Below are 14,123 nucleotides of genomic sequence, written 5' to 3'. Positions count from 1 at the left end.
GGATGGGTGGTGTCAGTCGGCGGCGATCAGCAACCGGTCGGGAGCGGTGCCGACCGGCTCCGGCAGCCGCAGCGGCCGGCGACCGGGGGTGATGCTGCCGAGCACGGAGGCGTGCCGCGCGCCGGTGCCCGAGGGCAGGGTGCCGGGCAGCCCGTGCACGGTCAGGTAGCCCAGCAGCGCGAAGGCCAGCGCCTCCTTGGCGTCCGATGCGACACCCAGGTCGTCGCTGGACGACAGGAGCACGCCCGGCAGCTCGTCGGCGATCATGCGCATCAGCGTCGGGTTGTGCGCGCCACCGCCGGAGACGACGAGCTGGGTGACGCCGTGGTCGCGGCAGGCGTCGGCCACCGTGACCGCCGTCAGCCGGGTGAGCGTGGCCAGCACGTCCTGCGGCTCCGGGGTGGGCGCGTCGGCGAGGGCGGCGAGCAGGTACGGCCTGTGGAACAGCTCCTTGCCGGTGCTCTTCGGGCCGGGCAGCCGGTAGTACGGCTCGTCGAGCAGCCGCCGGAGCAGGACGGGGTTCACCTGCCCGGCCGCCGCCCCGCGCCCGTCCCTGTCGTACTCCTCGGTGCCGCCGCTGAAGTGGCGCACGGCGGCGTCGAGGAGCGCGTTGGCCGGCCCGGTGTCGAACGCGAGCGGGTCCGCGTCCGGCGCGACGACAGTGATGTTGGCGATGCCGCCCAGGTTCAGCGCGGCGGGGACGCCCGGCAGGCCACCCAGCAGCAGGGCGTCGAAGAGGGCGACCAGGGGAGCGCCCTGGCCGCCCGCGGCGACGTCGCGGCTGCGCAGGTCGGCCACGACCGGAAGGCCGGTGGCCTCCGCGATCCAGGCCGGCTGACCGAGCTGGAGGGTGCCCCGGACCACCCCACCGTCGACCCAGTGGTGCATGGTCTGCCCGTGCGAGACGACCAGGTCGGCGTCTCCGCCGCACAGCTCGGCGAGCGCCCGTTCGGCGGCCTCGGCGAAGGCCTGGCCGATGCCGGTGTCCAGGACGCAGATCGCCTCGGTGGTGGTCGGCGCGGGCGGCAGGGCGGCGGCGATCCGGGTGCGCAGCTCGTCCGGGTACGGGTGGCTGAGTCGGCCCAGCGGCCGCATCCGCAGGGTGTCGCCGCTGAGGTCGAACTCGGCGGCGGCTGCTTCGATGCCGTCGTAGGAGGTCCCGGACATCAGGCCGATCACGCGCATCACGTTCTCCTTCACGCCCGTGCGGCGGGCTCTGCCGCCGGATCGTCGGCCTCGTCGCTGCGCCGGTGGTCGTAGGGCGCTGCCGGGGCCGCGTGGAAACGGCTCGACACCGCGCCGACCAGCAGGGTGATCAGGACTCCGATCGGCACCAGCCACTGCGCGGCGATGGCGGTGGGGACGGTGTGCCCGGCGGTCGTGACGTCGATCTTGACATACCGGACGATGTAGGTCATCACCGCCACGGTGACGAGGAACGCGATGAACGCGTCGACCTGGTTGGCCCGGCTGACCAGGCGGCCGAGCAGGAAGGCTCCGAGCAGCGCGCCGTAGGTGTAGCCGGCGATGGTCAGACCGGTCAGGTAGACGTTGCCGGTGCTGGAGCTGAACGCGCAGGCGAAGACCGCCATCAACACCGCCCAGACCAGGGTCATCACCCGGGCGAGCCGCAGCATGGCGTCGTCCGACGGGACCTTCCGGAAGAAGCTGTGGATGAAGTCGGCGACTGTGGAGTTCGACATGGAGTTGAGCGCCGACGACAGCGAACCCATCGCGGCACCGAGGATGCCGGCCACCAGCAGGCCCGAGATGCCCACCGGCAGGGCGTGCAGGATGAAGCTCGGGTAGAGGTTGTCGCTGCTGGCCAGGCCGAGTTCCTTGAAGGTCTGACCCTTGTTGTACGACCACAGCAGCGCGCCGACCAGGGAGAACGCCGCGAACTGGATGACCACGAAGATGCCCGAGGAGATCATCGCCTGCTGACCCTCGCGCAGGGTGCGGGTGGACAGGATGCGCTGGACGATCAGTTGGTCCGAGCCGTGGCTGGCCATCGCGAAGATCGCACCGCCGATGATCGCGGTCGGCAGGGCGAACGGGCTGGTGAGCACGTGCGCGAGGGCGAAGTCGGTGTCGAAGAGGTGGAACTTGCCGGCGTCCAGCGCCTGCGAGTAGCCGTCGAAGCCCACGGCGTGGCTGAGCACCGCGATGGCCAGGATCGCCCCGCCCAGGTAGAGCCCCATCTGGATGGCGTCGGTCCAGATGACCGCCTTGATGCCCCCGAGGTAGGTGTAAACCACGGTGATGAGGGTCAGGACCACGATGATGGCCTGATACCCGACATTCAGCCCGAACTCATCGAGGAGCAGCTTGATGGGGATGGCCGAGGCGAACAGCCGTACGCCCTCGGCGAGCAGGCGGGTGAAGACGAACGTGACAGACGCCAGACCCTGGAGTTTCAGGCCGAACCGCTCACCGAGGTACTGGTAGGCGCTGACGAAGCCACCGCGCTTGTAGAGCGGGATGAGCACCGCGGCCACGACGACGCGACCGATCACGTAGCCCAGGGCCAGCTCGACGTTGCCGAACCCCTGACCGCTGTAGGCGCCACCGGGAACGCTGATCACGGTCAGGACGCTGGTTTCGGTGGCGACCACGGAGAACGAGACGGTCCACCACGGCAGCCGCCCCTCGCCCACGAAGTAGTCCTTGGCGGACTTCTGTTTGCCGGACAGTCGCAGTCCGACGTAGGCGATCACCACGAGGTACAGCACGATCACGACAAGGTCGAGTTGACGCACGGCTCGCTCCCTACCAGGGGTTGTCAATAAGTGACGCTTGTCTACCGTAGCGCGAAACTTTTTGCCAGTGTCGCTCCGGGCTGGCTACGCTGTGCTCCCAGCCTGCTGATATGGGAGAGGCGAGGGCCCAGCGAAAGGTGTCCGGATTCCGGCGCCCGACGCGCCGTCAGAGTCGACACCCGGGCCCACATCCCACCCTGCCCAGGCTGGCACGGTCGGAACGACGCGTCGCGGAGCCGCGCTCGACGAGCCGCCGCCCGTCGCCCGACCGGCGACTGAACACCAGCGAGAGGAACGAGTAACCCCGTGGACCTCAGCACCCTCGGCACCGAGACCCGCAACGACAAGACAAGCGACCTCGACCTGATGTCCCCCACCGAGCTGCTCCTCGCGATGAACGACGAGGACCAGACGGTGGCCCAGGCGGTTCGCCGGGCCGTGCCCGACATCGCGGCCGCCGTCGACGTCGTCGTGGCATCGCTGCGCCAGGGCGGGCGGCTGATCTATCTCGGTGCCGGTACCAGCGGCCGGATCGGCATGCTCGACGCCGTCGAGTGCCCACCCACCTTCGGTACGTCGCCCGACCGGGTCATCGGCCTGCTCGCCGGAGGGGCGCGAGCCTTCGGTGTCGCCGTCGAGGGCGCGGAGGACGACCCGAACCGTGCCGTCGCCGACCTCGACGCGATCGGCCTGACCGCCCGCGACACGGTGGTCGGGCTCGCCGCCAGCGGTCGCACCCCGTACGTGGTGGGCGGGCTGGATCACGCCCGCACACGGGGAGCGGCGACCGTTTCCGTGGCCTGCAACTCCGACGCGGTGATCAGCCGGCACGCCGACGTCGCCATCGAGGTGCCCACCGGTCCCGAGGTGCTCACCGGCTCCACCCGACTCAAGGCCGGCACCGCCGAGAAGCTGGTCTGCAATATGCTCTCGACCGCCACGATGGCCCGGCTCGGCAAGGTCTACGGCAATCTGATGGTGGACATGAACGCCACGAACGAGAAGCTCGTCGACCGGGCGCGTCGGATCGTCGCCGAGGCCGCCGACACCGATCTCGACACCGCCGCGCGGGCGCTCGCGGCGGCGAACGGGCACGCCAAGACAGCCATCGTGCTGCTGCTCGCGAACTGCACCGCCGAGGAGGCCGCAGCGCGGCTGCGCGCCGCCGACGACGACGTCCGGGCCGCGGTCGCGGCCTGACCGAGGGCGGATCTGGTCCCGTCGAGCCGTCTGGGACACGTCCGGGGGCACGCATTTCTGTCGGGCAGCTCGCCTAGGGTTCGCCGCATGTACTTCGTGTGCCGCTGGCGAGAGGAATCGCCGTTCAGCAAGCGGGTGGTCACCCTGCCCGACACGACGGTGCTCGACTGGTTTCGCCGGGGCTGGGGCCGTGACGACCCGCAGGGCTGGATCGAGAGCGAGCTGGGCGATGACGTGTACGGCCTGGACTCGATCTTCGAGGAGGCCGGGAAGCGGCACCTGCCGCCTCCGGAGACCCTCGACCACCTACGCGAGCTGCTGACCGAGCACCTCTATGTGGAGGGCGACGACGACGGCACGTTCATCCGGCTCGGCGAGCACGCCCTGCGCGTGCGTACCGACGACGACGAGGTGGATCTGGCCTACTACTTCGTCGAGGAGGACGCCGCCGTCGCGTCGCCTGACCGGCTCGCCTTCCTGCTGCACGACACCTGGCCGCTGCCCGCCGACGCCGCCGCGTCCGGCGCGGTCTTCGAGCACGGGGTGCCGGTCCGTACCGTACGGATCGCCCCACCCGGTCCGGAGGGCGTCTTCTCGGTCCGTCTGGGTTGGGGCTCGCACGACGCCGACCGCAACCTGGACCTGGCTGGCGCCCTCGCCTTCCCCGGCCTCACCCTGCCGGACCTCGCCGCTCATCTGCGTACCGTCGACGCGCCCGGCACCCGTCGATGGCCGCACGACGCCCAGCTGTTGCGGGCCCTGGTCGCGCCCGACGAGACGGACGTCGGCGCGGCGCTGGAGCGCTACGCCCGGCTGTCCGGGTACGACCCGTCGCCCGCCAGCCTCGATCTGGCATCGGCACACCACGCGATCCACCCGGAGATGGTGCGGCTGCTGACTCCGCAGCCGTCCGTCGGGTCGCTGACCCGCTCGGATCCGCACATCGCGCAGGTCGCCCGACACATCGACGACTTCTTCGGGTTCGACCAGTGGTTCCTCTTCGACACCAGGTGGGCGGCGGCACACCCGGCCCTGGCCCGTTCGCTGCTGCGCTACGCGGCGCACTGGGACCCGTACGACGAGTAGCTCCACGCCGTCGTCGGTGACGCCCTGGGCGATCGGCCTGGGTGCCCGCGCTCGGGAGGGCAGGTCCACGAAGCGCCCCGTCCGACCGGACGGGGCGCTTCGTCGTGTCAGTCGAGCCGTGGGTAGGAAACCATTCGGTCCCCGTCGGCGTCGACGCCGGTCGCGGTGGCCAGCTCGATCCGGGGGGACCGGTCCGGCGGGAGGTGGGCATGGTCGGCGATGACGACGACGTCCACCTCACCGTCGATCATGGCCTGCTCGACGGTCTCCCACGATGCCCGCATGATTCCTGCGAATCGGTACGAGTGTCGGCGAAGGTGAGCAAGACACGTCGCGACGACGGGCTCCGACGGCTCGATGTCGGCGGGTATCCAGATGACGGCTATCTCCATGGTCCTCTCCTGATCAACGTCGTGGACGCGAGTGGGTGATCAGGAGTTGCTGTGGCGGCGGGGGACCCCGCTCCACCGGTCGGCTGGTAGCGCGCCTGTCGACGACGGTCACGGGGAGCCTTGGGCCCAGCGGCGCGCTGGGTGGCTGAGCTTCAGCTGTCGACGAGGGTGGATCGGTACCGCCGGTGCCGGCACCGGCCGGTGCCGACGCGAGTGCCAGCACGAGCGCCGGTGGCACCGACGGGGGACGGGCGGGTGGCCGGGGCGGCTCGTCGGTGACCGCGGTCGTCGCCACCCGGGCCCGATCCGGTGTCCGGCTGCCGGAGCTGCCGTGCACGACGTGGGACACCGTCGCCGGCACGGGCGTCGATGGCGCCGGGGACGACCGCGAGGCGGCGCGTGCCGCTGGGGAGGCCGAATTCGACGGTGTGCGCGTGGCCTTGGACGAGGACGACGGCGACGTACGGGCCGGCCGCGTCGGCACCACTGTGGAGGGATCGGCCGACAGCGTCGGCAGAGGGACGGCCGACGGCAGGGGCAGGGGAACGGTCGACGGCAGGGGCAGGGGGATCGCCGACGGAAGGGGCAGGGGGATCGCGGTCGGCAACGGCAGGGGAACGGACAGCCGCACCTCGACGAGGTCGGGAACCCGCACCTCTATGGTGTGTGGCGAGGTGCCGACCTCCGCCGGCTGGAGACTCGTCGGCAACGGTAGCGGCGTGTCGGCGTGGGCGGGGTTGGTGCCCAGGGCCGCGCCGAGCGCAGCGGCCCCGAACGCCGCCGCTGGAAGGCTGTGCCTCAACCGCATCAGACGGAGGCCACCGACAGCTGTGCCGCAAGCCCCGCCCGCTCCGATTCACCGGTGCGCTGCCGCTGGCCGAGCGGTTGCCCCTCGCGTCCTGCCGTTCCCTCCATGCGCGGGTTCTTGCCCCGGGGATCTACGGGCTACACCTTCTGTCGATGCCTGCGCGGCTGATCCGAGCGGGAGGCGGTGCGGCAACGAGCGTCCGCAGTAGACGGGAACGGCCGCTCGGCCGGACCGTCCGGCGGTTCACACCCGGGCCTCGACCGGTTTCGGAGCGACGTCGAGCGGCAGGTCGCGCATCCCTCGGATCGGGGTCGACAGGTAGATGATCGGGGAGAGCACGGTGAGCGCACCGAAGATCAGCAGGGTGGTGCGGGCGCCGAGCGGCCCGGCCAGGACGCCGGCGAGCAGGCTGCCGAGCGGGATGGCACCCCAGGAGACGAACTTGACCGTGGCGATCACCCGCGACAGCAGCTCCGGCGGGCTGGCGAGCATCCGGTACGTGCGGGTGGTCACGCTGAGCACCACAGTGGACCCGGCGAGGACGAGGTTCCCGACGGCGAAGGCGACGTAGCCAGCGGTGCCGGTGCCCAGCGGGATGATGAGCGCGCCGACCACGCCGACGAAGGCCGAGATGATCAGACCGCGTGCGGTGCCGAACCGGTTGGTGAAGCGGGTTGTCAGCGCGGCGCCGATGAGCGTGCCGAGGCCGTCGGTGGCGAGCAGCAGTCCGACCAGGAGCGGCGAGGCGTGCAACTCGCGCACCAGGTAGAGCGGGAAGAGAGCCAGCATGGCGCCGCTGACGAAGTTCGTCGCGGTGGCGTCCCACATGGCCGGCCCGATGATCGGGTGGCGTAGCACGTAGTGCCAGCCCTCGCGGATCATCGTGACCATCGGTGGCCGCTGGTCCGGTCGCTGCACCCGTCGGGCCGGGAGGGTGCGCAGCAGCACGGCGGAGACCAGGTAGCTGACGGCGTCCACGAGCAGCGTTGGCACCGCACCCACCAGTTGCACAGCGAGCCCGCCCAGAGACGGCCCGCCCAACTGGGTGGCGGCATGGGTGCCGGAGTTGAGACTGTTGCGCGCCTGCAACTGCGCGGCCGGCACGATCTCCGGCAGGAAGGTCTGGTTCGCCACGTCGAACAGCACGTTGGCGAAGCTCACGACCAGGGCGACCGCGACCAGTTGGGCCACCGTCAGGGTGTCGTGCCACCAGGCCAGGGGGACCGACGCGATGGCGAGGGCCCGGATCAGATCCAGGGCGACCTGCATGCCGCGCAGCGGCACGCGCTGCACGATCACCCCCGCCGGCAGGCTGATCAGGAGGTACGCGAGGTAGCCGGCCGCGGTGATCAGACCCATGTCGAACGCCGACGCGTCCAGCACGACAAGCGCGGTAAGCGGCAGTGCGACCCCGCCGACCGCCGAGCCGACGTGGCTGGTCGTGCTGGCTGTCCACCAACGCCAGAAAGCAGTCAGTTTCATAATGGAACTGACTATAGCGGTGGCGGTGTGGACCGTCGACGGGCGGTGGTGTCACGGGAGCATGAGCTTGGCTCGGACGGTGGCGGCGTCCGGGTGGTGCAGGGCCGTGAAGATGTCGAGTGCCCGCTGCCAGTCGGCCCGCGCGGCGGTGGTGTCGCCGAGCGCGGCGCGGGTGTCGCCCAGCCGGCTGAGGGTGTCCGCCTCACCCCACCGGTCACCGAGGTCCCGAGTGAGCTCAAGCGTGCGCTCGTAGCACTCCACGGCCTGGTCGTACTGGTCGAGGTGGTGGTGGGCGAAGCCCAGGCTGTCCCAGGTGGCGGCCTCGCCCGCGCGGTCGCCGAGCTGCTGGAGGAGTTCGAGCGCCTCCTCGCAGTACGCCAGGGCCGAGCGGTGCTCGCCGAGCTGGGCGTGGCACCACCCGACCGCGTTGAGCGCGTCGGCCTGGGCCCGGCCGTGGCCGGCGGCCCGGGCCAGGGCGAGGGTCCGGGTCGAGTGCTCAAGGGCCTTGCGCGGCTCGCCCTGCCGGTCCCACAGCGAGGCGAGGTTCTGGTGCGTACGCGCCTCACCCTCGGTGTTCCCGCCGAGGACGTACAGCGCCAGAGCGCGTTCGAGGTGGCTGTGCGCGTCGTCGTAGTGGCCGACCACGGTGTGGGCGCCGGCGAGAAATCGGTGTGCGACCGCCTGTGCGACCGGGTCGCCGAGACGTTCGGCGGCGAGCAGGGCCGCCCGGCAGGTCTCGACGCGGTCGTGCCAGTGCCCCTGCCGGTCCAGGAAGGTGTCGAGGGCCCGCCCCAGCCGCCACACGTGCACGTCGAAGTCGGCGGCGGCGGCCTGGCGCAGCGCGGCGAGCAGCACCGGGTGTTCGGCCGTCAGCCAGGCCATCGCCTCCGCGTGGGTGGTGGGCCGATCGGGGAGCACGCCGGCCACCGGCGCGGTCCGGAGGTGGTCCACCGGGTCGCTGTGCGGGCGCAGCAGTTCGTCGGCGGCGTGGGCGGTGTGGGTGTAGTGGTCGAGCAGCCGCGTCGTGGCGGCCCTGCGGTCCGGCTCGGGATCGGTGTCGTCGCTGAGTTCGGTGGCGTACGCCCGCAACAGGTCGTGCGCGGTGAACCGGCCGGGCCGGTACTCGGTGAGCAGGTTGGCGCGGGTCAGTTCGGTGAGCAACCGGCGGGCCGCGTCCGCCGGGATCCCGGCCAGGCTGGCCGCCGCGGGCACCGTGATGTCGGGGCCGGGGTGCAGGCCCAGCAGCCGGAACAGCCCGGCCGCCGGCCCGGTGAGCGAGGTGTACGACCAGGAGAACACCGCCCGCACCTCGCCGACCGCGTCACCCGCGTCGAGTACGCCGAACCGCTGACCGGCCGTCCCCACCTCGCTCGCCAGGGTGGCCAGCGGGAAGCCGGACTGCTGGGCCCTGGCCGCGGCGATGCTCAGCGCCAGCGGTAGGCGTGCGCAGGCGGCGATGATCGCCTCGGCGGCCTCCGGTTCGGCGGCCACCCGGTCCACGCCGAGCCGGTTGGTGAGCAGCTCGTTGGCCGCGTCGCGGGTGAGCAGGCCGAGCGGGAGCGGGTGCGCGCCGTCGAGGCTGACGAGCGAGGTGAGCTGGTTGCGGCTCGTCACGAGTACCAGCGTGGCGGGTGTGCCGGGCAGCAACGGACGGACCTGTTCCGCGTCCCGGGCGTTGTCGAGCACGATGAGGATCCGCTTGCCGGCCAGCACGCTGCGATACAGGGCGGCCTGGGCGTCGAGTTCGGCGGGCACCCGCGCGGCCGGTACCCCGAGCGCGTCGAGGAAGCCGCGCAGCGCCGTCGCCGCGTTCAGCGCCTGCCCGCCCGGGTCGAAGCCGCGCAGGTTGACGTAGAGCTGACCGTCGTCGAACCGTTCGGCGACGCGGTGGGCCCAGTGCACGGCCAGGGCGGTCTTGCCCACCCCGGCCGTGCCCGAGATCGCGGCGACCACGACGGCGGTGGGCGCGGCGACGAGCTTGTCGAGCCTGGCCAGTTCGTCGTCGCGGCCGGCGAGGCTGGCCACGTCGGCGGGCAACTGCCGGGGTACGAGCTGGTCCGGTGCGCGCGGCGCGCGGCGGCGGCTCTCCTCGATCCGGTCCCGGGCGGTGGCGAGCGCGCCCTGCTCGGGCGGCGTGGCGCCGAGCAGCCGCACCAACGCGTCGAGCCGGTCGGTGGGCGGCAGCGTCTTTCCGGTGAGGTATTCCGCGATCGCCGTGTGCGACCAGCCGGTGCGGGCGGCCAACTCCCGGTACGTCAGCTCACCGTCGCCCACCTGGCGTGCGTGCCTGCGCCGCAACGCCCGCAACAGTCCGGCCAGGTCGTCGAGCGTTTGCGCCCCGGTGGCATCCAGCGCCCGGCCCTCCACATTCGACAAATGACGTACGTCAATGTACGGCGGTGTACGGGATTCCGGCCAGAGATCAGTCGGATCGGCGATCCTGGCTCGCGTGCAGAGCGCACCGATCGCACCTCGTGGAGGTTCCGTGTCCGTACATCTCAAGCCTCTGGTCCTGGTTCTGGCCGTGCTCGCGGCAACCCTCACCGTCCCGGCGGCGGCCGCGTCGGCGGCGCCCGACGCGGCGGTCTGCAAGACGAAGGCGGCCTGCGCCGACGGTGGCCTGCGCGTGGTCCCGTCGGGCGGTTCGACCCGCACCACAGGTGACATCACGACAAACGCGATCCCGGTGCCCACCCCGCCCGCGTTCCCGCCGGGCACCCCCTGCTACCGCGAGGAGGTCTCCGAGGAGGTCTACGAGACCGCCACCTACACCACCATCTACGAGTTGTACTTCCAGGCGAGCGTCTGCCTGTTCGCCAACGAGATCGTGCTGTACGGCCTGGACACGTCCCTCTCCTTTCCCAACGACGTGCAGGACCCTCGACTGACGTCGATGCGGTTCGTCGTGCGGGACCAGATCGTCAACTACAGCCCGACCGAGAAGGACGGCTACTCCGAGCTGTGGGTGACGTTCTGCACCGACCCGGCGCAGCCGAGCACCTGCCAGCGCTACCTGCACCGGCTGGGCCTCATCTTCAACCCCGCCTGGGTCTACCCGTTCTCGGTGTTCGAGCGCCTGGCCTGACCGGGCGGCCGCCCTCCGTGCGTGACTGATCAGGGCGTCTTCAGCCCCCACGACGTGGAGCGCCCTGATCACCCGTGCCGGCACCGGTTGCCAGCGGATCTCGGCGGCGTTACGTTGAGATCTCATCGACGTACGTCTACGCCGCAAGGTACGGGGGCCGCATGTCCACGTCTGTCACTCGTCGCGCTGTCCTGGTCGGTGGGGCCGGTGCCGCCGTCGGCCTGGCCCTGCCCGGTCGCGCCGCCCAGGCCGGTGGGCACCACCCCACAAGCGTGAGCTTCACCCTCGACGCGACCACCCTCGACGGCGGTGAGCAGGTCACCTCGGTCACCCTCGACACCGGCCGGCTCGGGCCGATCGACCCGGCCGGGCTGACCCCCGGCACGTTCAGCGTGCACGCCAAGGCCACCAGCCCGATCCCGATCGCCCCGGGCGATCAGATCTTCAGCGAGTACGACCTGGACCGTACGGTGACCGCGGCCCGCCTCGACCGGCACGGCAACATCGTGCTGGAGCTGAGCCACGCCGAAGGTCAACCCGGCGGTGGCACCCTCGGCTACATCCTGAGCAAGGGCCGCAACGTCCGGTTGGACCTCGTCTACACCATCACGCAGAACACCCCGATCGCCCGGCGCCACGGCTCGCCGGTCACCATCACCCGCTTCGTGCAGGGACGGCTGTCGAACCCCGAGGTGGACGCCTTCACCTACCACGTCTCGGGCTCCGGTATGAAGTACCGGCTGTATTCCCCCGACCACTCGCCCCGGCACGGTCGGCGGCCGCTGATCGTCTGGCTGCACGGCGCCGGTGAGGGCGCCTCGTTGCCCGACGACTACTACGACAACGAGACCACGCTGCGCGCCAACCGGGGGGCGCTCGGCTTCGCCACTCCGCAGGCGCAGCGGATCTTCTCCGGCGCCTACGTCGTGGCTCCGCAGAGCACCTCCTACTGGATGGAGGACGGCCCCCGGTTCGCCCCGCTGATCCGCGAGATCGTCCGGGACCTCGTGCGCCGCAAGCGGGTCGACCCCGACCGGATCTACGTGGTCGGTTGCAGCAACGGCGGCTACATGTCCCTGGAGATGACGGTGGCCTATCCCGACCTGTTCGCCGCGTCGGTGCCGATCTGCGGTGTCGTCGAGCCGCTCGACGGGGCGGGCCCGCCGCTGATCACCGACGCCGAGCTGGCGAAGATCACAACCCCGACCTGGCTTGTCACCTCGCGCGACGACGACACCGTGCCACCCGAGACCAACACGATCCACGCCCACGACCTCATCCCGGGATCGCTGGTCAGCCTGTACGACCACGTCGTCTGGAACGGCTACCAGTTCCCCGGGCACTGGTCCTGGATCTACGTGGCCCGCAACGATCCGAGCATCGACGGCACCCACATCTGGCAGTGGATGGCCCGCCGTCGTCGGTGAGCGCGGCGGGTGCGGCCGCCCGGGACCGGGCGGCCGCACCCCGCTCGGCTCAACACCAGGTGAGTGTCGAGTTGATCCGCGTGACGTTGCTTATCGTGTTGTTCGCTCCCGCCCGTCACCGTCCCGGAAACCCCGGCGATGACGACGTTGCAGCGGTTCTCCACCAGGATCGCGTTGTTGCCGGTGTGGGCGGCTATTCCAGGTGGAAGGTGGCCGAGGCGCGCTCGGCGCTCGTGCTGACCGCCTCCACGTAGAGCAGCCCGTCGCGGTGGCGTACATACCGGCCCGCGTAGTTCTGGGACTCCAGGGAGATCCCGGCGCTGTCGGCGAGGCCGGCCTGGCGACGGAAGCTGGCGTCGCCGCCGAAGAGGGCCGACCCGTCGTTCTTCTCCACGTACAGGGCGAAGCCCCGGTGGCGCAGGTAGTACCCGGGGAAGTTCGTCGACTCCAGCGACACCGACCCGCCGCCGGCGAGGCCGGTGACGATCCGGAACTGCGAGTCGGCCAGGTTCGTCACGTTCGGCTCGATCCGGGCCCGGTAGTCGTAGTGCCGGAGGTAGCTGGTGGACAGGTCGTGGGAGCGCAGCCGGACCGGGGTGGCCCCGTCGGGCACCGGGATGCCGAAGTTCGGGGTGCCGTCGGCGTTCCAGTACACCTTCTGCAGCCGGGTGCGCCGGTTCGGATCGTTGAGCGGATCGCCGCTGATGTCGCGGTAGTTGCGGTCGTGGTAGACCAGGATGTCGCTCTGCCCGTCCTCGGAGACGGTGAACGAGTTGTGGCCGGGGCCGTACTGGCCGGTGGTCGCGTTGCTGACGAACACCGGGTTGGGGCTCTTGCTCCAGGAGGCCGCGTCGAGCAGGTTCGCGGTGGAGGAGGCGCTCAACATCCCGAGGCAGTAGTTGGCGTCGGTGGCGCTTGCCGAGTAGGTCAGGAAGATGCGGCCGTTGCGCTGGATCACCGCCGGGCCCTCGGCGACCCGGTAGCCGCGGGTCTCCCAGTCGTACGTCGGCACGACGAGCCGGGTCACGGTGCCCGTGATCTGCCACGGGTTGGCGCCCATCCGGGCGAGGTAGACGTTCGAGTTGTTGGAGATCCCCGGTTCCTGTTGGGCCCAGGTCAGATAGCGCACCCCGTTGGCGACGAAGGTGGAGGCGTCCAGGCTGAAGGTGTCCCAGGGAGTCGTGATCCGTCCGCGTTCGGTCCACGAGCCGGTGAGCGGGTTCGCGCTGGCGTTCTCCAGCGCGTACATCCGGATGCGCCACACGTCGTCGGTCCGGCCCGCGGCGAAGTAGACGTACCACCTGTTGTTGATGAAGTGGATCTCCGGTGCCCAGATGTGGGCGCCCATCTCCCCGCTGGTGTGGCGGCTCCAGATCGTCGACTCCGCCGCCGTCGCCAGCCCTTGCAGGGTGGTCGCCCGTCGCAGCACGATCCGGTCGTACTGCGGCACGGTGGCGGTCAGGTAGTAGTAGCCGTCGGTGTGCCGGAAGATGTGCGGGTCGGCCCGCTGGTTCACCAGCGGGTTGGTGTAGGTGACGGCCGGTGCGGCCTGCGCCGGCCCCGCCGCCGGCAGCCCGGCGGAGACGGCGAGCACCACAAGCGCGGCGGCCACGACCGACCGCAGTCGTCGGCGGCCACGGCCGTCGGCCCGCCCCGGGCCGACGGCTCGTCGAGTGGCTGGATCGGTGCGGGGGAGTGGCAGCGGCATCTGTCCTCCGTGCGGTTCGTGAGCGACCCGTTCGTCGGTGCGGCGGTGCCGGCCGACGCGTCGTGGCCGATCCGGTTGGTCGCCGGGCGGTGACAGCGGACCGCTCGGGGGTCGCGCCCGGTGGCGACGCCACCGCGGGCGCCCGACCTGCGGGGGACGGGAAACATGACGGCGGT

The 14,123-nt window shown here is 71.2% G+C and carries 10 protein-coding genes; 4 read left to right on the top strand and 6 right to left on the bottom strand.

All coding sequences use genetic code 11. The features are described 5' to 3' along the window. Positions 1–12: 12 nt before the first annotated feature. Positions 13–1,185 (bottom strand): anhydro-N-acetylmuramic acid kinase, encoded by a 1,173-nt coding sequence (locus AB0F61_RS21265; RefSeq protein WP_357812213.1) that lies wholly within the window; start codon positions 1,183–1,185, stop codon positions 13–15. Positions 1,186–1,196: 11 nt separating this feature from the next. Next, positions 1,197–2,759 carry a sodium:solute symporter gene (locus tag AB0F61_RS21260; RefSeq protein WP_357812211.1) on the bottom strand — a complete coding sequence of 521 codons (1,563 nt, stop codon included), beginning with the start codon at positions 2,757–2,759 and terminating at the stop codon, positions 1,197–1,199. A 306-nt stretch (positions 2,760–3,065) separates the two neighbouring features. Here AB0F61_RS21260 and murQ point away from each other — a divergent pair, with 306 nt between their 5' ends. Further along, positions 3,066–3,959 (top strand): N-acetylmuramic acid 6-phosphate etherase, encoded by an 894-nt coding sequence (gene murQ, locus AB0F61_RS21255; RefSeq protein ID WP_357812209.1) that lies wholly within the window; start codon positions 3,066–3,068, stop codon positions 3,957–3,959. 87 nt (positions 3,960–4,046) lie between these two features. Then, on the top strand, positions 4,047–5,045 hold the full coding sequence (locus AB0F61_RS21250) for a hypothetical protein (protein ID WP_357812207.1): 999 nt from the start codon (positions 4,047–4,049) through the stop codon (positions 5,043–5,045). Positions 5,046–5,152: 107 nt separating this feature from the next. On the opposite strand, the gene AB0F61_RS21245 is transcribed toward AB0F61_RS21250, so the two are convergent. From AB0F61_RS21245 to AB0F61_RS21235, 3 genes are all read right to left on the bottom strand, one after another. Then, complete coding sequence (locus AB0F61_RS21245) at positions 5,153–5,329, bottom strand: hypothetical protein (protein ID WP_357812205.1); 177 nt, start codon at positions 5,327–5,329, stop codon at positions 5,153–5,155. A gap of 1,159 nt (positions 5,330–6,488) precedes the next feature. Continuing rightward, positions 6,489–7,727, bottom strand: a complete 1,239-nt coding sequence (locus AB0F61_RS21240) for an MFS transporter (protein WP_357812203.1) — start codon at positions 7,725–7,727, stop codon at positions 6,489–6,491. Between the two features lie 51 nt (positions 7,728–7,778). After that, positions 7,779–10,094 carry a tetratricopeptide repeat protein gene (locus tag AB0F61_RS21235; RefSeq protein ID WP_357812336.1) on the bottom strand — a complete coding sequence of 772 codons (2,316 nt, stop codon included), beginning with the start codon at positions 10,092–10,094 and terminating at the stop codon, positions 7,779–7,781. Positions 10,095–10,212: 118 nt separating this feature from the next. Between AB0F61_RS21235 and AB0F61_RS21230 the strand changes: the two genes are divergently transcribed. Further along, the gene (locus AB0F61_RS21230; protein WP_357812201.1) at positions 10,213–10,812 is read left to right on the top strand and encodes a hypothetical protein; all 600 of its coding nucleotides are present in this window, start codon (positions 10,213–10,215) and stop codon (positions 10,810–10,812) included. A 161-nt stretch (positions 10,813–10,973) separates the two neighbouring features. Then, complete coding sequence (locus AB0F61_RS21225) at positions 10,974–12,239, top strand: PHB depolymerase family esterase (protein ID WP_357812199.1); 1,266 nt, start codon at positions 10,974–10,976, stop codon at positions 12,237–12,239. 193 nt (positions 12,240–12,432) lie between these two features. Here the strand turns inward: AB0F61_RS21225 and AB0F61_RS21220 are convergent, their stop codons facing one another. Continuing rightward, positions 12,433–13,947, bottom strand: a complete 1,515-nt coding sequence (locus tag AB0F61_RS21220; RefSeq protein ID WP_357812197.1) for a family 43 glycosylhydrolase — start codon at positions 13,945–13,947, stop codon at positions 12,433–12,435. Between the last annotated feature and the right edge of the window lie 176 nt (positions 13,948–14,123).

The organism is Micromonospora sp. NPDC023888 (assembly GCF_040639415.1).
In the GTDB taxonomy this organism is placed as follows: Bacteria; Actinomycetota; Actinomycetes; order Mycobacteriales; family Micromonosporaceae; genus Micromonospora.
Note: the sequence above shows the minus strand (reverse complement) of the source record. Positions and strands in the feature narration are given on the sequence as shown.

Bases quoted from the DNA above. Each gene is read 5' to 3' on its own strand.
- AB0F61_RS21265 (WP_357812213.1), bottom strand. From the start codon at position 1,185: ATGCGCGTGATCGGCCTGATGTCCGGGACCTCCTACGACGGCATCGAA.
- AB0F61_RS21250 (WP_357812207.1), top strand. From the start codon at position 4,047: ATGTACTTCGTGTGCCGCTGGCGAGAGGAATCGCCGTTCAGCAAGCGG.
- AB0F61_RS21245 (WP_357812205.1), bottom strand. From the start codon at position 5,329: ATGCGGGCATCGTGGGAGACCGTCGAGCAGGCCATGATCGACGGTGAG.
- AB0F61_RS21240 (WP_357812203.1), bottom strand. From the start codon at position 7,727: ATGAAACTGACTGCTTTCTGGCGTTGGTGGACAGCCAGCACGACCAGC.
- AB0F61_RS21225 (WP_357812199.1), top strand. From the start codon at position 10,974: ATGTCCACGTCTGTCACTCGTCGCGCTGTCCTGGTCGGTGGGGCCGGT.
- AB0F61_RS21220 (WP_357812197.1), bottom strand. From the start codon at position 13,947: ATGCCGCTGCCACTCCCCCGCACCGATCCAGCCACTCGACGAGCCGTC.